Here is a 21139-nt window from a genome sequence, read left to right on the forward strand (position 1 = left end):
AGTCTGTGGCAGGGTTATTTACTGTGGTTGTTTAAATGGAAGTATTACATGAAAAGAGGCCCCTCTATTTTCTTTGGCGTCTGCAAAAATTATCCCTTGGTGATTTTCAATAATTTTTTTTGTGAGTGCTAGGCCAATGCCTGTGCCGATATAAGTTTCTTTACCGTGGAGACGCTGGAAGATGGTGAATATTTTTTCTGAATAGTGTTGTTCAAAACCGATACCGTTGTCTTTGAAAATAATTTCAAAATAAGCTATTGACGGATTCAAGGCGGGGTATTTTTTAATTTCCTTTTCTGAAAGTGTGCGCGACGTAATGGTGATAACTGGCGGCACTTCTTCCCTAGAAAATTTAAGTGCGTTGCTGAAGAGGTTATAAAAAAGCTGGTTCATCTGTAAAGAAACTGCATCAATGGTCGGGAGTTCATCGAATTTTATTTGGGCCTTCTTTTCGTGAACCAGTAATTCAAAATCGTTTAAAATATTTTTTAGTGTTTCATTCAAATCGGTTTGTCCAACTGATTTTTCGTGCTCAAGCAGGCGCGAATAATTCAGCAGGTCTTGAATAAGTATCTTCATGCGGCCGGATGCGCCTTCAATCTTATTAAGATACGTTTTTACCTCTGTGCTCAACTCCTCTTTATATTTGTCCTGTAACCGCATGGAAAAGGTTAGGATTTTCCGCAATGGTTCTTGTAGATCGTGGCTGGCAACATGGGCAAACTGGTCTAATTGCGTGTTGGTCTTCTTTAGTTCATCGTTTGATTTTTTGAGTGCAGCGGTTCGCTCCTTGACCTTAATTTCCAGTGCTTCGGTAAAACTTTTATGTTCTGTAATATCGATGCTGATACCGGACAGCGTATGCGCTTTGCCCAAATCATCATAATGATACTGACCTGTTGATCTCATCCACAACACAGTTTCATCATTTGGGCGTTTGATTCGGTAATCAACTTCATATATATCATGTTTAAGCTTTGATTCCTCTATTTTTTGCAAAGCCAAATCTTTATCCTCTGGCACAATCACCTTATGCCAGTCTTCGTACGTCAGGTCTTCTCGATGCGCATCATATCCCCATAAATTTTTATGAATGTTTGACCACTCTAATTTCGATGAATCGATAACTAAAGACCAAACGCCAACATTGGCGGAGTCCGTTGCCAATTTTAAATGCGTTGCCAATTTTTTTTGTTCGTTCTCGCTTTCTTCAATTTGTTTACGAGCTGTTACCTGTTCAGTTACATCATACGCAAAAATCAAAATACCTTCCGTTTTACCGTTTTCATCTGTAAATGCCTGATAGGTGAGATTTGAATAAAACTCCTCTTGTTTTCCATTGCCTTTATCCATCGTAACGGGCATTTCTTTTGCAGTATAGGTTTCGCCGGTGTTATATACAGTATCAAGCAATTCCATAAAGTTCTGCCCTGCTATTTCGGGTAGTGCTTCAAGTGGCGTTTTGCCTATAAGAATACGGTTACCAATAAACTCAACGAAGACCGGGTTGGCAAATTCAAATTCATGTTCAGGGCCTTTTAGAATGGCGAGCATGGCAGGCGCTTGCGTAAAGAAATCGTGCAACAGCTTGCGCTCCTTTTCTGAACGCTTTTTATTTTCATCAATAATTTTTTGTGCTGCTACCTGTTCGGTTTTATCTTCAATGGCCAAAAGGATCAACTGCTCATCTGTCCGTTCGTTTTTAATCTGCTGCGCATTCATCAGCAGGGTACGCTCACCGATCATTGGCAGTTTGAGAACGATTTCAAAGTCATCAATACGATTTTTTTGAGAAAGCACTTTTATAAGTAACGAGCGCAGTTTAAAATCATCAAACTGATGGTGTTGAATTTCATAAAACCATTTCTGCTCTGTGTCCTTTTCATCTACATTAAATGTTTTGTAAAAGGCATCATTGGCGGTTTTAACAAGTAGGTTTTTATCAAGAACAATAAGCGGATGGCGGATGGTGCTGACGATACTATCGGAATATAGACGGGCTGCATGGAGTTGGTCCTGCTTGTCGATCAACTCCTGATTTACGATAATCAATTCTTCGTTGGTCGATTGCAGTTCTTCTCTTGATGTTTCCAGTTCTTCGTTCAAACTTTGCATCTCCTCATTACTGCTCTGCAATTCTTCGTTGGCGCTTTGCAGTTCCTCATTGTAGGCTTCCATATCTTCGGTGATGGAGCGCATGTCTTCGCGGGTCTGCGAAAGTTCTTTTACCAGGTGCACGTTTTGTTTTTGGGCCGCACTTGCTTTTGTTGATGACGATTTTTTGTCTTCCGCAACAACAGGCATTATTTTTTCCTCAAATTGGATTAAATAGTGAATATCAACCGTGTTCGTGAGCGCCGTAATCGTTATCGTGACCAACGACTGTTTACCGTTTTGAATAACGGGAATATTTTCCTTGATGATGGGTTCTTCGCTCGTTTTTGCTTTGTGAATAGCATTGCGCAACTCAAACGCCAGACCGTTGCGCGCCATTTTAATTAGATTGTGGGTGGGCTTGCCCTGCGGTGACCGAAGAAAAGGTGTGATGTCGCCATGGATGTGAACGATATCCATTTGCTCGTTCACTACCACACTTGCAGGCGAAGTGGCAATCATAATGACCTCGGCGCTTTTTCTGAAATCGGTTTGCGTTGCTACTTTTTTAGTATCCGTTTTCCCTGTCTGTCCGGCAGGCAGGTCTTTTGTGACCAAAGAAACTTCCCTGCGTTCCGTGGCAACATGCATGAACCGGCCCGGTACAGGCTTGCGTGAATACATCTTATCCTGCTTCACAAGTGGTGAGAACAGATCTGAAGACGCACCAATGGTTTCTGATTTTCCCAGCAGGAGAACCCCTTTATCTTTCAGCGCGTAATGAAAGGTGGTAAAGGCCTTCTTTTGCAAAAAAGCGTCCATGTAAATAAGTACATTGCGACAACTTATCAGGTCCATTTTTGCAAATGGTGGGTCCTTTAAAAAATTGTGTGGAGCGAACACGCACATTTGACGAATGCGTTTGTTCACTTCATAGGCACCATTGTTTTTTGTAAAATATTTTTTGAGAAGTCTATCAGAAAGTTTTTCTACCTCGACTTTGGTATATATTGCCGTGCGTGCTTTCCTGATCGCCTTTTCGGAAATATCACTTGCAAAGATCTGGATTTTTGTACCCGCCAAATTGTCGCCTAAAAATTCGGAAATGCAAATGGCAAGAGAAAATGCCTCTTGGCCTGTAGAGCATCCTGCACTCCAAACCCGAATGGATTCCCCTGAAGATTTATTTTTGAACAGGTCGGGAAAAACGATATCACTTAATTTTTGAAATATTTTTGGGTCGCGATAAAAAGAGGTGACCGGGATGAGCACATCCTGAAACAGCGCATCCTGTTCATCTTCATTGGCGCGCAAAAAGGTTAAATATTCAGAAAGGTTACTCTTGTTGACAATCGCTATTCGCCGTGCAATGCGCCTGTGAAAAGTGGTCTTCTTATAGAACGTGAAATCTACCCCACTTCGTTGGTGAAGCAAGAGAAGGATTTTTTTAAAAATTTCTTTGTCGTCGTCTTCTGGAACTTGTTCATCGTCCTTAAAAACATTATTTGCTTTGTATGAGCTATTGATCTGCAATAGCTGCGCCGGAATATCTTCGGGCGCTAAAACAAAATCGACTACGCCTGCATTCACCGCACTTTGTGGCATACTAATGTACGCCGCCGATTTTAAATCTTGTGCAATCCCGATACCGCCATGTTCCTTTATGGCTTTTAAACCAAGTGTCCCATCGCTGCCCGTTCCTGAAAGTACAATACCCACGGCACATTCTTTGTGTACATCGGCAAGGGACGTAAAAAATATATCTATGGAGAGATTGAGTTTGTTCTTGTCCCGGGGAGCCAACTGAAGCACGCCATCGGTCGATGTTAAAATTTTATTTGCAGGTATGATATAGATATGGTCTGGTGCGAGATGGATGTCTTCTGTAATTTCATGCACTGGAATTTTTGTGACCCGTTGTAAAATCTCCGGTAAATAACTTTCGTGTGTTGGGTCCAGATGCTGCACCAATACATAGGCCATTCCCGAGCTTTCGGGTATGGCTTTGAGCAGTAGCTTGAATGCATCAAGTCCCCCGGCACTTGCGCCGATGCCTACGATGGGAAAGTTCTGCTCGGTGGCGGGGGGGGGGTCTTCTTCTTTTTTGGTGCGGCCTTGGCCATTGATACGAGTAATTAGGATCGGGAATTTATATTTTTTTTACTTTTCCCCGAAATTAGGGATAAAACCTTTTAAAGTGTGCGATAAGATGACAATAAAGCCTCTTTTCCGTAAGGCTCCCGTGAAAAATTGATTCGAACATTGTGTTTCGATCGGTCTATTACGGAACATTTATTCATTACATACCAATTATAGCTGATAGATTATATAAGTGTTTTATCCGCATATGGTGGCTCAACTTAACTTTCATTTAATTGGAGATGGAAAAATAACTGTCCCATAATCGGCCATTTTACGGAACAAGTTCGAGAATTGTATCAACAAAATGACTCCAGTTCCATTTGTCGTTCTTTTTAGTAGTTCCGGTAATTCACCTTTTACGGAACTAAAATTCGCAATAGACAACAGTATTTCTCTGAAGCTAATTCTTAGCAGTACTCTGCTTTGATTTAGTTCATCACTTAGCATAAAGAGACTATGCTAATGAAAGAAAAAGATGATCTAGCTAATTTTAACGTTTGGAGTATTTCTTTACTATTTAGAAAAGTTGATTATTGCATCCAAGGCCTCATCAGCATTTTTGTGAATAAAATTTCCTTGATAACCAATGGTTGTACTAAGATGGGTATGTCTATATAATTTCTGCAGCATTTGTGGTGAAACCTTGTCTCCGGCAATATTTCCAAAACTATGTCGAGCAATATGATTGGTAATCTTCTTGTTTATTTCGGCTTGGTTCGCAATTTTGGCTAAGTTGTCATTCAGTCTTTTAATTGATGTTTTGATTCGTGTGTAAATTGCTTTGGAATCTTGGACTGGAATTGTTTTGAGCTCCGGAAAGATATAATCGGAACTAGTTCGTTTGTCTTCTATGTAGTAGGCAAGAATGTCATTAACAGCGGTTGGAAGCCTTAAAGAATCGGCCTTATCGTTCTTGCTCATTTTATAATAGAGCCTATCACCAACAATGTAGCTCCATCTCATTCTCAAAACATCCGAAATTCTAATCCCCGCCAGATAAAACGAGAAAAGAAAGACATTTCTGGTATGCCAAATCGCGGATCCTTGTTTTAAATCGAGATTTTCGATGTTTCGAATCTCACTTTCATTAAGACCTATTTTAATGGTTTGAGGGTATTTAATTTTTATTTTATCCCTTCCAAAGGGATAAAATTTTTGGTCGACTATCTTTTTGCTAATGGCGCTATTGTACAGCAATCGTATCATAACAAACACATTCATTACCGACCGTTCGGAAAGACCAACAGTATTCCGCAGATAAATTTTCATTTTTTTCAGTAAATCCTCGTCGATTTCTTCAAATGTCAGGTTTCGGTTTTTGGCGAATTCCTTTAACCTGTTGATTTTACTTTTATCTGAAATCGCTCTATTGTGATTCTTGGCTTTGGTTAGGTCTTCAATATGCTCATCTGCAAGTTCAAAAAAAGAAAGCTTTTTAGTGTTTTTACGGATGGAGTCGATTACTTGCTTCGCCGTGTAATCATGTTTTGAGGCTTCCAGTTCAAAAATCACATCCTCGATTTCGTCGTATTTCTTTCTTATAAGCCGATTCAACTGCTTATGTCTCGAATGGGATGATTTTACCTTTTCTCCGGGAGCATCCCAAAATTTTGGCTCTACTTTTTGGCCTAAATGGTAATAGCTGCGTTTTCGATTAACGGTAAGTCTAATGGCCAAGCGATAATCCTTAGTTCCTTTTTTATTAATTTTTGGGTGTAAAACTGTTTTTAGAGTTGCCATATCCCAGGGTGTTTTTTGTAAAGATAAACAATCGGGGTAACACATGGGTAACACTTTTTTCGATATCAAATGGATTTAAATGAACCTATCAAATATTTCAATATCTTGAAAAACAGTTATTTGTGTTAATTTGTGTTATTTTGATATCTAACAAATTGAACTTAGGATCTAGTGCCGCAAGGTGTGAGAGTTCGAGTCTCTCCGCCTGTACAAAGGGAAAGCCGACTTTTAGGAGTCGGCTTTTTTTTAGTTTTGGGTAACATCAAGGCTATGGCCAGTAGGCCAGGTGATAAACACCTTCCTTTCCGTTTAAGGCCTTAGCCAAAGCTTTCGTATTTCGTAACTATCTTTCATTTCCAGTTGCCAAATCGAAAGATTTGGCGGTGCTAGCAAACACGCCCATTCGAATGAATTCAGTACTTATCGCACCACTTGATATAGCTGTAGCCTTACCCGTTTTGACCTCCTCGTTGTAGGTATTTTTATTTCGCTAAATTAAATTCAAAATACCAAAGTCTGTGATTCAGTTTTTGGCTTGTTTAATGAACTGAGCATCAATTACCAATTTCACTTTGTCTGAAACTACAACACTTCCTGCCTCTGTAACTGCACTCCAAGTTAAGTTAAAATCCTTTCTGTTGATTTCTCCGCTTATTTCAAAACCTGCTTTCGTTTGTCCATAAGGGTCGACAGCTATACCATTTAAATCAACATTCAATTCTACTTTTTTAGTAACATCCTTTATAGTTAAATTTCCAATTAATTTTTGTCCGTCAAAAGATTCAGAAACAAATTTCATTTCTGGAAATTTTTCTGAATTGAAAAAATCATCAGATTTAAGGTGTGTGTCTCTATCTTTGTTTTTTGTGTTTATAGAATCTATTTTTGCATTAAATACAACAGAAGCATTATGGAAACTTTCATCATTTGTATTAATTGTTGCGTCAAAATTTTCAAAATGACCCGTTACTGTTGAAATCATCATATGTTTAACTTTGAATGCAATTTCTGAATGCGTATTGTCTATTTTCCAATTCATTTTATTGTGTTTTAGGATTAAAATTTATTTAAAACAAAATAACTTAGAAAAAGAAATCTGTGCATTGATGTATGATAAGAAATTACTTTTGATTTTTTTTTCTAGTCAATTCTTTACTAGGTCTACTAAGGTGTGTTGGCAACTGGCTTTTCTTTCCAGATGTTTCTTTTTCCAATATTTCTATATATCTAAATTCAAATTTTCGAGCCGAAACAAAGCCAAATCTTTAATAACAGGTAAAGTCTTTAAGCCTATTGGTGTTAATCGATATTCAACTCTCGGTGGAACTTCTGGATATGATTCCTTTGAAACCAATTTATTTTCTACTAAATGCTTGAATTTTTGAATTAATACTTTTTCACTTATTCCTGGAATGCATCTTTTTAATTCTGCATATCTGATGACCAAGAAGCAGAAGATTCCTTTTGGGGAAACTAAATAGGTTATTTTTCTGATGGTAAATAGTGATTAATTCTCAAATTAAAGTGAACAAGCAATAGCGGTTTAGGTATATACTTAAACCGCTATCGTATTGATGTAATATTTTCTATGTGTTTTTTCTTTAAGCCGCAATATAATCTTTGGTATTTTTAATATCCACATAATATAAATTCAATCCTGCTAAAAATGCAGTTTGAACATCTTTGGCTTTTACCTGATTTCCATTAACTTCAAGGGCTCTTGTAGCACAAGCGTCATCAATCACGGTACATTTAAAACCAAAATCTTTCGCAGCCCTTACTGTAGCATCAATACACATTTGAGTCATCATTCCTGTAAATACCAAGTCCGTAATGTTTTTTGACTTCAAATAGTTTAAAAGATCGGTACCTACAAATGAATTTGGAGTGTACTTCTTGATTAGTTTTTCGCCGTTCTTTGGTTTTACTTCCCTGGCACAGCACTATCAGTAGAACACGGCAATTGTTTCCCGAATCCGTTTTTGAGGAAGTTTTTGCCAAGTTACTGTTCATGTGCGTTGAAAAAGGTATGGTCAGTGGCCATACGTAGGCCATTGATAGTGCCCCTGTAAAGGCGAACGCGAGTATGGACACTTTAGAGCTTAAGGTACCGGAAGAGGATCTGGACGAACACCTGAAAAAGATACGGGCGATTAGCGCTATGGACAAAGAAGGGCCCCACCGCAAGAGCAAGGGGGACAGGTCCGACAAAGGACAGCGGAGCGTCACGGCGGGCAAGAAAGAACTCAATGCCATCGAAAGCCGTAACAAGAAGTGGCCGAAGGACCAGGACCAGCGCCCCGGTGCCGGTAACAAGGGAAGCAAGTATACCATTAACAAGACCCATTACAGCCCCACGGACCCGGATGCGCGGATCAGCGTAAAGCCCGGTAAGGCTAGAAAGCTCAATTACCTGAGCCAATTGAGCGTGGACATGGCACATCATGTGATAACGGACATCAGGGCCTACCATGCCGATGGAAAAGATAACCAACAGCTTCCCGATATCGTACAACATTTAAAACGACGATTATGGAAGAGATGCCTTCTGTGGGAGAACTGTGTGGCGGACACGGGCTATAGTAGTGGCGAGAACTATGCCTTCCAGGAGGGGACGCCTTAAAAGCTTCATACCGCCCCACCGCACCTATAAGGGCGGCCCCGACGGCTTCGGGTATATCAGGGAACACGACCATTATCTATGCCCCCGGGGCAAGGTGATACCCTTCAGGAAAGTGTTCCTGGACAGCCGTACCAAGACCAAAAAGAAAGCGTACCGCGCATCGAGCAAGATCTGCAAGGACTGTCCGCTCAGGGCGGGCTGTTTGGGAAAGGTGAACGAGAAACAGTTCTCGGTGACCTTTTATCGTGAGGAATACGAACGCAACATCCAAAGGGTGGAAAGTCCACAGGGCGGTACATGAAGGGCGAACGGCAGAGTACCGTGGAACCGGTCTTCGGCACCCTGACACAGTTCATGGGCCTAAGGAAGATCAATACGATCGGGATCGCACAGGCGAACAAGTTAATGCACCTCTCGGCCATCGCCTACAACCTGAAGAAGTATCTGAAATTCGAACAAAAGCGTTCGAAAAGTGTGGCGGGGACGCGCGCTTTGAAGGTATTGGCCAAAAATATCCTGGACCGTTTGTTCGGCTGTCGCGTAAAGCACCGAAAAATGCCGCTGCACTGCTGACCTGACAGGAAAAAAGCCCCTTACACGAGCTTATATTAAATCCGTATTTTGAAATCATAGGCTTGTGCAACGGTTACTTTTGTTGTGCTTCGTTATTTTTCGGTCAGGCTGCTCAGGAATTCCTTTGCGGTCATAACTGGAAGTAGGGATTGCTTAAAGTCCTTTCCGTTTCTTGTTATTATGATTTCACATTCTGACTCCGTAGCACCAAAATATTGCAGCGCATCTTCGAAATCCTTTATTGACGAATTCAGGGCTTTTTCTATCGTCCGCTCTTCAATGGAGCATATTTCGCTCAAAATCTTGAATTTCCTTAACTTTTCCCTTGCGATTTTTGAGCTCTCATATTTGGAAAGAAAATAATTGACGGCGGCAAAAGAAATAGGGGAGACTACCATTGTCAGTTTTCCCTTTTCCGCCAAGGTTGCAATTTTGGCGATCGGCTCGTAAAAAGGTTCTCTTTCACCCAAAAGGTCCAACATTACGTTGGTATCGATAAAGATCCTTTTGGTCATTTGTGTTTCTCCATTAGATAATCGGAATAGTCCTTTTTGTAATTCAGGTCAGTAGGGATTTTTGTTCCGGTAGCAATGCTTTTAACAAAAGGAGAGATTTCAAGTTGGTTTCCATTCTTCTCGGAAGTTAGAGATTGAAGATAGGATTCTACAATGCGGGACAAGCTCATTTTCTTATCGGAAGCGTATACTTTTGCTCTCTCAATAATTTTTTGATTTAGTTTTAATGTCAATTTTGTGTCCATCTCAAATAGGATTTATACGTACGAATATAACAAATTAATCCGTACAATATTGTGTGGATGGTCTTTTTTTATCGGATTGTCCTAGTGTTTTACAACGTCAAGGCTATGCTCAGTGCGGGGCTGCACGAAACTACTTTTCCCCCACGCGATAGTTAAAATCTTTTTGTTTTGGTTTTATCTTGTTCCGTGTAAAAGCAAAATCCCAAGGATTTTGCGGTGTTCGCGACATGCCCAGACCTTTGGTTTAGGCACTTACGCCCGCATTGAGGATAGCCACGATTATCTGCTGTCTTATGTTGTCCGTTGCATTTTTTTGGGATTTTGTCTGGTGTGAAATACGTCTACGATCTCGACCTGAACTTGCTCCCAATTAATTCAGTAGATGATTTTGAAAGACTGGTGTACTAAATATGGAAACTCGTGACTTCTGCCTTTTAAAAATTCCTCGAGTTGACCTATTTCGGGCTGTTTTTTAAGTCTAAGTGTTGCTTTGGCTGTCTTTTTCGTCTCGTTTTTGGCAATCTTGGAACCTGCGTGGTCAAAGTAAAATATGTAAATCCTATTGAGTTCCGATTTTGCGAAGTCTGTCCAGAGAATTTTCAGATCCATTTCTCAATTTTGGATAGGAGTTGGTTAACTTCGGTCAATCTCCCATTTTTGGAATCCTCCATGGACTTGTCAATCCGTTCGTTGAGTTCCTTTACGGTCATAGGCTCCAATCCGTCCCCGTCCCATTTTTTCTCTATTTTTAGGAGTTTTTCAAGAACAGGCGGACAAGGTCATGCACCTATCGGCCATCACTTACAACCTGAAAAAATACTTGAAATTCGAGTGGAAACGCTCAAAAAGCGGCGCAATGGCACTCGCCTTCGTTGTATCGGTGAGAAACGTCCTTAAGAACCTGCTCGGAGCTTTTACAAAGCGGCGAAAAATTGCATTGTATAGATAAACAACAAAGAAAAACGCCCTTTAAAAGGTCCCAAATAAGTTCTGTTTACAGCAATTATAGGCTTGTGCAACGGTTACCATTGTTGTGTGCTGCCTTTTTTATTCATTCGGTTCAATATGAATTAGTACGTGTCCTAAATTAGGTATTTCTTTTCGCAAATAATCTTTTAACTTATGTGCAATATCGTGACCCGATTTTACTGTTATTTCACTATTGACAATTACGTGCAAATCAACGTGAAAATTCATTCCGGACTTTCGTATAAAACATTTCTCTGTGTCTAACACACCTTTAACTTCTGTTGATTTTTCTCTAATTTCAAGTATTATGTCGTCATAAAGTTGTTCGTCCATTACTTCTCCTAATGCTGGTCGTAATATTAAATAACTATTATATAAGATAAACGCTGAAGCAAATAATGCTGCCCAATCATCAGCAGTTTCATAACCCTTTCCGAATATTATTGCTATTGAAATTCCGATAAATGCCATTACTGAAGTTATTGCATCACTTCTATGATGCCAAGCATCTGCTTTTAGTGAAGAACTATTCGTTTGTTTACTTTTTTTAATTACAATTTGAAATGAAATTTCTTTCCAAACTATTATTAGACCCAATACAATCAAAGTCCAAGATTTCGGTATTTTATGAGGTGTTTGGATGTTTTGAATACTTTCGTATGCAATTATTGTAGCAGAAACAACAAGAAAAGCAGCAACTGCAAATGTAATTAATGGTTCAATTTTTCCGTGTCCATAAGGATGATTCTCGTCCGCTGGTCGTTTTGCATATTTGAAGCCCAATAAAACTAAAAATGAAGCAAAAATATCTGTTGTCGATTCAATCGCATCTGCAATTAAAGCGTAAGAATTCCCAAAAAAACCTGCAAGTCCTTTTATCAAGGCTAAAGCAGTATTTCCAATTATGCTGAAATAAGTTGTTCGTATTGCAGTTTGTTCGTTATTCATTCGTTTTTTTAGGTTGCACACAACGGTCTTGTGTATGAAACGTAGCGTATAAATAAACGCTAACTTTTCGGATTTAGCACGAGCCGAATTTTTTATTTTTATTTTTAATTTTCTTTTCTAAATATAACCAAAATAAAAAATTTGGCGTACTTTTTAAATAAGCAAAAACCTCTCGGAAAGCCCATAATAGCTATGTTTTGTACACGTTATGCCTGTTGCACAAGTTATGAAAAAAAAGTGGTCGTGATCATTGCCGATCGAGTGAATGATCGTAACTTTAGGTATGCAGGGAAAAAAGGACTACCAAGAGAAACTGTTCACCAGTTTCCAGTTGAGCGAACGGATACCGGAGAACAATTTTTACAGGCGCTTGAAAGAAGTGCTCGACCTTCGGTCCCTCTATCCGCTTACCAAGGGATATTATGGCGATAGCGGCCAGAAGAGCATCGACCCTGTGGTGTTCCTCAAACTATGTCTGGTCGGCTATCTGGAGAACCTTATCAGCGACCGTCAGCTGATCGACCACTGTTCCCTGCGTTTGGACATCCTTTATTTCGTAGGCTACGACATCGACGAGGAGCTGCCATGGCACAGTACGATAAGCCGGACGCGCCAACTTTTTTCCGAATCGGTCTTCGAGGAAGTGTTCACAAAGGTCCTGGCCATGTGCGTGGAGAAGGGAATGGTCAGCGGCCATACCCAGGCCATAGATTCCGCCCCGGTAAAGGCAAACGCCAGTATGGACACCCTGGAACTGAAAGTGCCCGAAGAAGACCTTGATGAACATTTAAGAAAGGTGCGTGCGATAGGCAGCATGGATAGGGAAACGCCGCACCGCGAGAGCAAGGGGGACACGTCGGACAAGAGGCAGCGCGGTATCACCACCAGCAAGAAGGAACTGGATGCGATAAAGGGGCGCAACAAAAAATGGGCGAGGGATCAGGACCAGCGCCCCGGTGCGGGGAACAAAGGAAGCAAGTATACCAGTAACAAGACCCATTACAGCCCTGTCCACCCCGACGCACGGATAAGCGTCAAGCCCGGCAAGGCGAGGAAACTGAACTACCTTAGCCAGCTGAGCGTCGATACGGCGCACCATGTGATCACCGATATCAAGGCCTACCATGCCGATGGCAAGGATAACCAACAGTTACAGGATATAGTGCGAAGACTGCAAAGGAGATTATGGCAACAGGGCCTGGTGTTCGAGAACTGCGTGGCCGACACGGGCTACAGCAGCGGCGAGAACTATGCCTTTCTTGAGGATAGTGGTATTAAAAGTTTCATACCGCCGCACGGCACCTACAAGGGCGGTCCCGATAATTTCATCTATAACGAAAATGAGGACCATTATCTGTGTCCGCAGGGCAAGGTGATCCCTTTCAAAAAAGTGTTCCTTGACAGCCGAACCAAGACCAGGAAGAAAGCGTACCGTGCATCGGGCAAGATCTGCAAGGGCTGCCCGCTTCGGACAACATGTTTGGGCAAGGTGAACGAGAAACAGTTCTCGGTCACCTACTATCGGGCGGAGTACGAACGGAACATCGAACGTGTGAACAGCAGGGAAGGCCGGTACATGAAGGGCAAACGGCAAAGTACGGTGGAACCCGTGTTCGGAACGCTGACCCAGTTCATGGGGCCGAGGAAGGTAAACACGATCGGGATAGGACAGGCGAACAAGGTGATGCACCTCTCGGCCATCGCCTACAACATGAAAAAGTACCTGAAATTCGAACAAAAACGAGCAAAAAGCGGTGCAATGGCACTCGCCTTCGTTGTATCGGTGAGAAATGTCCTTAAGAACCTGCTCGGAGCTTTTACAACGCGGCGAAAAATTGCATTGTATAGATGAGCAACAAAGGAAAACGCCCTTTAAAAGGTCCCAAATAAGATCTGTTCACATCAATTATAGGCTTGTGCAACGGTTACCATTGTTACAGTACGTATTTTTCTACGCTATCTCAATTACAATCATTTTCTCGATAATCCACTTGCCGTTTACTTTTTTAATAAAAATCCGAAATCCCGTCCCACAGAGTTTTCCGCAAGCAAATCCGCTGTGCAGGATTCCATATGATTTGGTCGTATCGAAAAGGATTCTTGAAAGACCGGTTGTTCCCGATAAATGGAAATCATATTCTTCGCTCCATATTTCACTGCCCGCTGGTAATTCTGACAGATATTTGAATTTCAGTTTAGGTTCTGCCTTAAGTCTGTTCAGTTTTATTTTATAATTTTTTGATTGATTCGAGGTGTCCAGAATTAAATTTTTGTCCGAAAAGTACTTTAGTAATTCTTCCCGTTCTTCTTTTTCCAACAATCTGGTACTATCCTCAACGGCTATCACCAATCTCACGGAATCAGCCTTAAATTCCGCAAGTTTCATTTGCCATTCGGCCATGGTCTTTTCCGCCATGATCCTATCATATCCGATCAAGTTTTCATTGGCATCGTAGATTGGTTTCGGAGGTGATGGTGGCCCGAGCCTAGTATCATAATGTAGTTCGTCCATCAAAGCGGGGAATATTTCATAGGCAACCGATTGTTCAAATTCCAAATCCGTCTGCTTTTTTTCGCAGCTCGAAAAAAGCAGAAAGATTGAAATTATTACAAAGACTTGTTTAATTGTCATATGTGCTGTAAAGGTTGGCGGTATGGTTAATTGCCGATTCCGAAGCACTTTCCTATCAAGTTACACCAACTTTTGTTACGGGCTGTACTGCTCGAATACTTACTGAACCGGCAATTAACTATACCGCATGTTGAAAAACGTTTTAAATATGATTTGTACGACTTAAAATCTATCAAAATTTTCAGTTAGCCCAAATAAACACTAGAAACATTGGTTTTAAATGAAGTGTTAATGCAAGCATAGATCACTGAATTATTTAGTATTGATTGATTGGTTTGATATATATTTTGTAACATTTAAAAAGGTATCTACCCAATAATCTTGTTCATTTTCTTTGAGATAGATTAATAATTCCTCTAATGCTTCATTGGATACGTTCAGGTAACCACCTCCAACACTATGAAACATAAATGTGGCAATAGTCCCTTTTTCTCTTGCCTCTTTGACATAATCAATTAGTTCTTTGCCAGTATTACTGTCTACACACCAACTTGGCATAAAAAAAATATCAATATTCTCCATAGTGTTTGGTATAGGGCCATCACTTCTTCCCGCCGAAAATAGTAGCCCAACTACATCTACATAGCTTGTATCGCCCTGTACTTTAAAGTCTGAGCAGGGATATCCAAAAGTTCTATCCGTTTTTCCATCAATAGCTTTGAAAAGAGTGTTGGCAGTATATAATTCCGTTCGTATTTGTTCCAAACTATATCGGGTTATGTCATATTCTGGTCTAACCCAATCAAATCGGCTGGCATCACATGGATGAAATAACGAATGATTGCCAAGTTCATGTCCGTTTTCAGCAATCTCTTTCCATCCAGAAGTGCGATTCTGTAAAGATTCTGCATATCCATGACAGTAAAAGGTTGCTTTCATATTAAATGAGTCAAGTAATGGTATTGCATTATCCAGATGAGAATCCTGAGCATCATCAAATGTTAAACAGACAGCGGCTTTTTTATTTTCTGGCCATTTGAAGTTCTTATTTATGTCCTGAGAATATGAAAATGCGGCAGTTAACATTATAGGGAATACATAAACGAATAAATTTTTCATATTTTTTTAGATAATATTATAATTAAATTTTTAACACTAAATGTTTTACAACGTCTCGTATAAAGAAAGTAGGGCAGATGGCATGCGATGGCCTTTCCACCTAGCCTAAGGCAAAACTTTTGCATTTTGTTTCACCTTATTTTTTTTAAAGCCAAATCAAAAGTTTTGGCGGTGCTCGCAGACACGCACGAACCTTTGGATTTTGCACTTACCGCCCTATTTGCTATAGCCAATGTGCCTGTTGCACAAGTTAGTCAAAAAAAGGCGTTTTCGATCTTGCCGATCGGGAAAGGGACCGTACCTTTAGGTATGCAGGGAAAAAAGCAGTACCAGGAAAAGCTCTTCATCGAATTCCGGTTGAGCGAGCGAGTGCCGGAACATAATTTCTACCGTCGGTTGAGGGATGCCGTCGACCTTCGGTCCCTATATCCGCTTACCAAGGGATATTACGAGGAAAGCGGCCAGAAGAGCATCGACCCTGTGGTGTTCCTCAAACTATGTCTGGTCGGCCATCTGGAGAATATAATAAGCGACCGCAAACTGATCGACCATTGTTCGATGCGCCTGACATTCTTTTTTTCATAGGTTACGATATCGACGAGGAGCTTCCCTGGCACAGTACCATAAGCCGGACGCGGCAACTGTTCCCCGAATCCGTTTTCGAGGAAGTGTTCACGAAGGTCCTAGGCCTGTGCGTGGGGAAGGGAATGGTCAGCGGCCATACGCAGGCCATAGATTCCGCCCCGGTAAAGGCAAACGCCAGTATGGACACCTTGGAGCTGAAGGCACCGGAAGAACATCTGGACGAACATCTGCGAAAGGTACGTGCGCTCAGTTCGATGGACAAAGAGGAACCCCACCGCAGGAGCAAGGGGGACAGGTCCGACAAGGGCCAGCGCGGCGTTACCGCCAGCAAGAAAGATCTCAACGCTATCGAAAGCAGGAACAAAAAATGGGCGAAGGACCAGGACCAACGTCCCGGTGCCGGCAACAAGGGGTCGAAGTACACGTGCAACAAGACCCATTACAGTCCGACCGATCCCGATGCGCGGATAAGCGTCAAGCCCGGCAAGGCGAGGAAACTGAACTAACTTAGCCAGCTGAGCGTCGATACGGCGCACCATGTGGTCACCGATATCAAGGCCTACCATGCCGATGGCAAGGTTAACCAACAGTTACAGGATATAGTGCGAAGACTGCAAAGGAGATTATGGCAACAGTGCCTGGTGTTCGAGAACTGCGTTGCCGACACGGGCTACAGCAGCGGCGAGAACTATGCCTTTCTTGAGGATAGTGGTATTAAAAGTTTCATACCGCCGCACGGCACCTACAAGGGCGGTCCCGATAATTTCATCTATAACGAAAATGAGGACCATTATCTGTGTCCGCAGGGCAAGGTGATCCCTTTCAAAAAAGTGTTCCTTGACAGCCGAACCAAGACCAGGAAGAAAGCGTACCGTGCATCGGGCAAGATCTGCAAGGGCTGCCCGCTTCGGACAACGTGTTTGGGCAAGGTGAACGAGAAACAGTTCTCGGTCACCTACTATCGGGCGGGGTACGAACGGAACATCGAACGTGTGAACAGCAGGGAGGGCCGGTACATGAAGGGCAAACGGCAAAGTACGGTGGAACCCGTGTTCGGAACGCTGACCCAGTTCATGGGGCCGAGGAAGATAAACACGATCGGGATAGGACAGGCGAACAAGGTGATGCACCTCTCGGCCATCGCCTATAACCTGAAAAAGTATCTGAAATTCGAACAAAAACGGGTAAAAAGCGGGGCAGTGATACTTGCCTCGGGGACATTTGTAAAAAGTGTACTCCAGAACTTGTTTTCGGCCAATAGGCCAAGGCGAAAAATAGCCTTCCGATTATGATATCAAAAGAAAAAAGCTCCGAAGGAAGGCCTATATGAATTCGGTTTTTCTCGAATCAGTGGCTTGTGCAACGGTTACTTTTGTTGTAGCGAGTGCTTTCCGCAAACCTATGCCGTCTGCAATAGATTTATACCCGAAAGTTCCTGTCCGATCTGGTGAATTCCACTCAGTATTTTCTCGGTCTGTTTGGCCGAAGGTTTTTTATGTCCCTGTACGTATTGGGACAATAGCGTAGCGTTCATTCCGATTTTCTCCGCAAGAAATTTGGCATTGATCACTTTATAAAATTTGAAGAACTGTTTGAAGTCGATTTCAAACCTGATGTCCTTGTGGTCCAGCTTTATCGCCTCTTCCTCGAAATAAAATTCCGTCGCCTCGTAAGTGTTGTTGATCAGTTCCGGAATGGATTGTCCGGTCGTAAAGATTGGATAGTCCTGCGAGAATGCCGAAAATCCGGTATCGGTTTTCTCGACTGTCATTGTTATTTTCTTTTTCTTGGCCATAGCTCTATTTTTTAATTCCTGCGTCCTTGAGGATTTTCCTTTCCAGTCCCTAACCCATTTCCTGGCTACCGTGGTTGGGAAAGATGATAATCCCATTTTTTTTCTCGTGCCTCATTTTTACATGGGAGCCTTTCTGCGAGACCGCGTACCAACCGTCTTTCGTCAAGATTCGATACAGTTTGGAACACTTCATAGGTCTACTTTCATTTCAAAATAAAAGGTAAACTATAATTTACTTTTTTACAAATAGAAGTTTAATGCTGGAAAGGATTTCCAGCATTCGCTATAACGCCCAAGCTATGAGCAGTTCGGGAGCGGACAAGCACAGACCTTTCCGCCACGCCCATTGCAAAAGCTTATTGTTTTGGTTTACTTTTTTCTTCTCCAACCCAAAATCCGTAAGATTTTGCGGACTACATAAAAATACGCGGACCATGCCCAGTACTGCTCATAGGCTCTGTTGTAACACGTACTTTTTTACACGTCGATAGAGATAGTGACTTTTCCGCCCAGTCCCTTTTCGACGATTTCATACAATGTTTTCAACGTTAGATTGCTCCCGTTGTTTTCGACCCTTGAGATGTAGGTCCGTTTTTTGTCCACTAGCTGTCCGAGCTGTTCTTGGGTCAAGTTTTTTTCTTCCCGTGCATTTCGTAAGAGCAGACCGATTTTAAAGGACTCAAAGTCCCTTTCCAGTCCGTCCCTGCGTTCCGTTCCTTTTTTACCGTAAACGGTGTCCTTGATGTCTTTCCAGCTTTTAGTGTCCATATTATTTCTTTTTGTCTTCATAGTATGAATTCATTAGTCCGACCGCCTTGTCGATTTCTTTTTTCGGCGTCTTTTGCGTTTTCTTGGTAAATCCGTTCAATAGGACTACTAGCTTACCTTTGTCGAAAAAGCAGAACACACGCCAAATATTCGAGCCCAATTTGATTCGCGCCTCGTAAAGCCCTTTGGTTCCAACAAGTGCTTTTAGATAGGTCGAAGGAAATCTCTCGTAAGTTTCTATCATTTCGATGACCTTGAATATCTTGTCCTGGACCTTCTTAGGTTGTTTGAGCAAGAACTCCTCGAAATAGTTCTTATATTGGATTACCTCCCTAACTTTCCCATTCCTCGAAGGTAACTTAAAAGTTACTATATTCAAAACCATAACGATGAATGTAGGTGAAATGTTGTATTTGAGTAGCATTCGCTACAACGCCCAAGCTATAAGTAGTGCGGAGCGGACAAGTACCGAACTTCCGTCCTCGCAACTAGCAAAAGCTTTTTGTTTTGATTCATCTTTTGTTTTTCAGGGCAAAATCCAAAAGATTTTGCGGACTTCGTAAATATACCCGGACCTTCGGACTAGGCCCAGGCCTCGCATTACTTATAGGAGGTTTTGTTGGCAACTGGCTTATTCTCCTTGTCTTATTTTAAAGGGATCTTGTCTTGTATCGAAAACGTGTGCGATGTCGATCCAATTTTTCGGTTCGTTAATCCAGTAGATGATTTTGTAGCTCTTGAAGACCAAGTATCTGAATTTTTGAGGTCTGTCCAATAAAAGTTTCTCCCTTTCTCCGATATCTGGTTGTTTTTCTAAACCGATGGTATGGTCAATAATCCCGTCCACCAATTTCCTGGCGACGTTTACACTTCCCGATTTGTGATTGTAGTATTCAAATATGTCGTCGAGTTTGCCTTTTGCGAACTCTGTTCAAAAAACGGTCAGTTCCATTTTTTGATTTCTTCTTTCAATTCCTTTGCGGTAATCACTCTGTCATTTGCAGAATCCTCCAGCGATTGGTCGATGTCGGCATTAAACTGCTCCATGGACATTGGTTTGAGATTTTTCTCGTAAAGTTCCGCTTTTCGCTTTTTGAGCATTTTGTCCAGTCCATTTATTATGTCCTCGTTCTGGATATGAAGAATTTCCTGTATCAACGATAATTTTCTGGTCTGTAAGTCCATTTGCGATACATTTTAACCAAAGTTACGAATTTCGTTCAGATTCTTGATTTTTGGTTGTTTTTGTTCGTTAAGGCTATGGCAAGTAGGGCGGTCGGCGCGCAACGGCCCTTCCGCCTTGAAATTAGCGAAATCTTTTTGTTTCGGTTTTATCTTGTCCTGCGAAAGAGCGAAATCCAAAAGATTTCGCGGTGTTCGTCGATACGCACCGACCTTTGGTTTAAGTACTTACGCCCGCATTGCCCATAGGTTTTGTTGTCATTAGTACTTTCCGCTATGCTATCGTAATATTTAGATTTTTACCTAAACCTAATTCAATCAGTTTGTGATAGGTAGAAACTTGAATATCACTCAGCCCACGTTCAATACGTGATATGTAGCTTTTTTTTGTCCCGGTTCTTTCGGCAAGTTCTTCTTGTGTCAAATTCGCCTCTTTTCGGGCCTCCTTTAACATTGCTCCCAAACGAAAAGCAAGTGAATTCGCGTCGTATCTGTCACGTTTGTCAGTTCCCTTGTTCCCATACTTTTTAACGAGTATATCTTCAAAATCAGTTACATTTTCCATATCGGCCGTTTTTATTTTTTAAATATTCCTTTTTCAATTTTTCGGCAAGTTTTATTTCTTTCCTAGGTATCTTTTGAGTTTTCTTGACGAAACAGTTGGCAAGCATTACTAAGTTCCCGTCATCAAAGAAGCATAAAATCCGTATACTTTTAAAAGTTGTGATCACACGGACTTCATAAATACCATCGGTATTTTCGAGTGCTTTGAAGAACTTTTTGGGAACACGTTGTTCAAAACGGACCAGGTCCAATACGTATTCGATTTTATTCTGGACCTTTTCCTCCTGCGATTCGTAAAAGTCGGTGAAGTGACTTTTGTATGATTTTATTTTTCTTATCACCCACCAAAGTTAACTAATTGGTGTACAATTTTAAATAAAAGTTGTAAAGATTCGTCTTAATATGGATTTTCCAGTATTAATGACAGCGGCTCGGCTATGCTCAGTGCGGGGCTGCACGAAACTGCTTTTCCCCCACGCAATAGCCAAAATCTTTTTGTTTTGGCTTTGTCTTGTCCCGCGTAAAGGCAAAATCCAAAAGATTTTGCGGTGTTCGTCGACACGCCCGGACCTTTGGCTTAGGCACTTACGCCCGCATTGATCATAGCCATTGTGCCTGTTGCACAAGTTATGAAAAAAAGCGGTCGTGATCATTGCCGATCCGGGAATCGATCGTAACTTTAGGTATGCAAGGAAAAAAGGGCTA

The 21139-nt window shown here is 41.5% G+C and carries 19 protein-coding genes and 3 pseudogenes; 3 read left to right on the forward strand and 19 right to left on the reverse strand.

What is annotated here, in order from left to right; all coding sequences use genetic code 11:
- Positions 1 to 18: 18 nt before the first annotated feature.
- The 5 genes from BLT07_RS19555 to BLT07_RS19575 form a co-directional block, all read right to left on the reverse strand.
- Positions 19 to 4236: a CheR family methyltransferase gene (locus tag BLT07_RS19555; RefSeq protein ID WP_317040783.1), complete on the reverse strand. Its 4218-nt coding sequence runs from the start codon at positions 4234 to 4236 to the stop codon at positions 19 to 21.
- Between the two features lie 513 nt (positions 4237 to 4749).
- Positions 4750 to 5976 carry a site-specific integrase gene (locus tag BLT07_RS19560; RefSeq protein ID WP_091874120.1) on the reverse strand — a complete coding sequence of 409 codons (1227 nt, stop codon included), beginning with the start codon at positions 5974 to 5976 and terminating at the stop codon, positions 4750 to 4752.
- 523 nt (positions 5977 to 6499) lie between these two features.
- Positions 6500 to 7015 carry a YceI family protein gene (locus tag BLT07_RS19565; RefSeq protein ID WP_091874074.1) on the reverse strand — a complete coding sequence of 172 codons (516 nt, stop codon included), beginning with the start codon at positions 7013 to 7015 and terminating at the stop codon, positions 6500 to 6502.
- Between the two features lie 180 nt (positions 7016 to 7195).
- A complete protein-coding gene (locus BLT07_RS19570) occupies positions 7196 to 7423 on the reverse strand; it encodes a winged helix-turn-helix transcriptional regulator (protein ID WP_245726615.1) in 228 nt (75 codons plus the stop codon).
- Between the two features lie 154 nt (positions 7424 to 7577).
- Complete coding sequence (locus BLT07_RS19575) at positions 7578 to 7877, reverse strand: isochorismatase family protein (RefSeq protein ID WP_091874078.1); 300 nt, start codon at positions 7875 to 7877, stop codon at positions 7578 to 7580.
- A gap of 26 nt (positions 7878 to 7903) precedes the next feature.
- Here BLT07_RS19575 and BLT07_RS21805 point away from each other — a divergent pair.
- A pseudogene (locus tag BLT07_RS21805) lies at positions 7904 to 9172 on the forward strand (transposase); the annotation flags it as partial.
- 92 nt (positions 9173 to 9264) lie between these two features.
- On the opposite strand, the gene BLT07_RS19595 reads toward BLT07_RS21805, so the two are convergent.
- From BLT07_RS19595 to BLT07_RS19610, 4 genes are all read right to left on the reverse strand, one after another.
- Complete coding sequence (locus tag BLT07_RS19595) at positions 9265 to 9687, reverse strand: type II toxin-antitoxin system VapC family toxin (RefSeq protein WP_091874085.1); 423 nt, start codon at positions 9685 to 9687, stop codon at positions 9265 to 9267.
- Complete coding sequence (locus tag BLT07_RS19600; RefSeq protein WP_091874087.1) at positions 9684 to 9932, reverse strand: DUF6364 family protein; 249 nt, start codon at positions 9930 to 9932, stop codon at positions 9684 to 9686. Before BLT07_RS19600 ends, BLT07_RS19595 begins: the two co-directional genes overlap by 4 nt.
- A 375-nt stretch (positions 9933 to 10307) precedes the next feature.
- On the reverse strand, positions 10308 to 10541 hold the full coding sequence (locus tag BLT07_RS19605) for a type II toxin-antitoxin system RelE/ParE family toxin (RefSeq protein WP_217633359.1): 234 nt from the start codon (positions 10539 to 10541) through the stop codon (positions 10308 to 10310).
- A 438-nt stretch (positions 10542 to 10979) separates the two neighbouring features.
- On the reverse strand, positions 10980 to 11849 hold the full coding sequence (locus tag BLT07_RS19610) for a cation diffusion facilitator family transporter (RefSeq protein ID WP_091874089.1): 870 nt from the start codon (positions 11847 to 11849) through the stop codon (positions 10980 to 10982).
- Between the two features lie 283 nt (positions 11850 to 12132).
- Between BLT07_RS19610 and BLT07_RS19615 the strand changes: the two genes are divergently transcribed.
- Positions 12133 to 13701, forward strand: a complete 1569-nt coding sequence (locus BLT07_RS19615; protein WP_091874122.1) for an IS1182 family transposase — start codon at positions 12133 to 12135, stop codon at positions 13699 to 13701.
- 99 nt (positions 13702 to 13800) lie between these two features.
- Here the strand turns inward: BLT07_RS19615 and BLT07_RS19620 are convergent, their stop codons facing one another.
- Both BLT07_RS19620 and BLT07_RS19625 read right to left on the reverse strand, forming a co-directional pair.
- Positions 13801 to 14406, reverse strand: a complete 606-nt coding sequence (locus tag BLT07_RS19620) for a hypothetical protein (RefSeq protein ID WP_139205176.1) — start codon at positions 14404 to 14406, stop codon at positions 13801 to 13803.
- A 327-nt stretch (positions 14407 to 14733) separates the two neighbouring features.
- Positions 14734 to 15540: a polysaccharide deacetylase family protein gene (locus BLT07_RS19625; protein ID WP_091874094.1), complete on the reverse strand. Its 807-nt coding sequence runs from the start codon at positions 15538 to 15540 to the stop codon at positions 14734 to 14736.
- A gap of 309 nt (positions 15541 to 15849) precedes the next feature.
- On the opposite strand from BLT07_RS19625, the pseudogene BLT07_RS21810 reads away from it, so the two are divergent.
- Positions 15850 to 17417: pseudogene (locus BLT07_RS21810) on the forward strand (IS1182 family transposase).
- A 107-nt stretch (positions 17418 to 17524) separates the two neighbouring features.
- Here BLT07_RS21810 and BLT07_RS19645 read toward each other — a convergent pair.
- The 8 genes and pseudogenes from BLT07_RS19645 to BLT07_RS19680 form a co-directional block, all read right to left on the reverse strand.
- The gene (locus BLT07_RS19645; protein WP_091874099.1) at positions 17525 to 17920 is read right to left on the reverse strand and encodes a helix-turn-helix transcriptional regulator; all 396 of its coding nucleotides are present in this window, start codon (positions 17918 to 17920) and stop codon (positions 17525 to 17527) included.
- 49 nt (positions 17921 to 17969) lie between these two features.
- Entirely contained in the window at positions 17970 to 18113 is a 144-nt protein-coding gene (locus tag BLT07_RS19650) for a type II toxin-antitoxin system HicA family toxin (protein ID WP_091874102.1), read from the reverse strand.
- A 284-nt stretch (positions 18114 to 18397) separates the two neighbouring features.
- Entirely contained in the window at positions 18398 to 18688 is a 291-nt protein-coding gene (locus BLT07_RS19655; RefSeq protein WP_091874104.1) for a helix-turn-helix domain-containing protein, read from the reverse strand.
- A 1-nt stretch (position 18689) separates the two neighbouring features.
- On the reverse strand, positions 18690 to 19073 hold the full coding sequence (locus BLT07_RS19660; protein WP_091874106.1) for a type II toxin-antitoxin system RelE/ParE family toxin: 384 nt from the start codon (positions 19071 to 19073) through the stop codon (positions 18690 to 18692).
- 246 nt (positions 19074 to 19319) lie between these two features.
- Positions 19320 to 19598: pseudogene (locus BLT07_RS21775) on the reverse strand (type II toxin-antitoxin system RelE/ParE family toxin); the annotation flags it as partial.
- A gap of 32 nt (positions 19599 to 19630) precedes the next feature.
- A complete protein-coding gene (locus BLT07_RS19670) occupies positions 19631 to 19873 on the reverse strand; it encodes a hypothetical protein (RefSeq protein ID WP_091874108.1) in 243 nt (80 codons plus the stop codon).
- 271 nt (positions 19874 to 20144) lie between these two features.
- A complete protein-coding gene (locus BLT07_RS19675) occupies positions 20145 to 20435 on the reverse strand; it encodes a helix-turn-helix domain-containing protein (RefSeq protein ID WP_091874111.1) in 291 nt (96 codons plus the stop codon).
- Positions 20419 to 20775: a type II toxin-antitoxin system RelE/ParE family toxin gene (locus BLT07_RS19680; RefSeq protein ID WP_091874113.1), complete on the reverse strand. Its 357-nt coding sequence runs from the start codon at positions 20773 to 20775 to the stop codon at positions 20419 to 20421. The genes BLT07_RS19675 and BLT07_RS19680 overlap by 17 nt, the downstream gene beginning before the upstream one ends.
- Positions 20776 to 21139: the final 364 nt, after the last annotated feature.

Origin of the sequence: Pricia antarctica (assembly GCF_900101815.1) — a bacterium.
Lineage (GTDB): Bacteria > Bacteroidota > Bacteroidia > Flavobacteriales > Flavobacteriaceae > Pricia > Pricia antarctica.

Bases quoted from the DNA above. Each gene is read 5' to 3' on its own strand.
- BLT07_RS19600 (WP_091874087.1), bottom strand. From the start codon at position 9,932: ATGGACACAAAATTGACATTAAAACTAAATCAAAAAATTATTGAGAGA.
- BLT07_RS19655 (WP_091874104.1), bottom strand. From the start codon at position 18,688: ATGGACACTAAAAGCTGGAAAGACATCAAGGACACCGTTTACGGTAAA.
- BLT07_RS19605 (WP_217633359.1), bottom strand. From the start codon at position 10,541: ATGGATCTGAAAATTCTCTGGACAGACTTCGCAAAATCGGAACTCAAT.
- BLT07_RS19670 (WP_091874108.1), bottom strand. From the start codon at position 19,873: ATGGACTTACAGACCAGAAAATTATCGTTGATACAGGAAATTCTTCAT.
- BLT07_RS19610 (WP_091874089.1), bottom strand. From the start codon at position 11,849: ATGAATAACGAACAAACTGCAATACGAACAACTTATTTCAGCATAATT.
- BLT07_RS19660 (WP_091874106.1), bottom strand. From the start codon at position 19,073: ATGGTTTTGAATATAGTAACTTTTAAGTTACCTTCGAGGAATGGGAAA.
- BLT07_RS19615 (WP_091874122.1), top strand. From the start codon at position 12,133: ATGCAGGGAAAAAAGGACTACCAAGAGAAACTGTTCACCAGTTTCCAG.
- BLT07_RS19595 (WP_091874085.1), bottom strand. From the start codon at position 9,687: ATGACCAAAAGGATCTTTATCGATACCAACGTAATGTTGGACCTTTTG.
- BLT07_RS19625 (WP_091874094.1), bottom strand. From the start codon at position 15,540: ATGAAAAATTTATTCGTTTATGTATTCCCTATAATGTTAACTGCCGCA.
- BLT07_RS19560 (WP_091874120.1), bottom strand. From the start codon at position 5,976: ATGGCAACTCTAAAAACAGTTTTACACCCAAAAATTAATAAAAAAGGA.
- BLT07_RS19645 (WP_091874099.1), bottom strand. From the start codon at position 17,920: ATGGCCAAGAAAAAGAAAATAACAATGACAGTCGAGAAAACCGATACC.
- BLT07_RS19565 (WP_091874074.1), bottom strand. From the start codon at position 7,015: ATGAATTGGAAAATAGACAATACGCATTCAGAAATTGCATTCAAAGTT.
- BLT07_RS19650 (WP_091874102.1), bottom strand. From the start codon at position 18,113: ATGAAGTGTTCCAAACTGTATCGAATCTTGACGAAAGACGGTTGGTAC.
- BLT07_RS19675 (WP_091874111.1), bottom strand. From the start codon at position 20,435: ATGGAAAATGTAACTGATTTTGAAGATATACTCGTTAAAAAGTATGGG.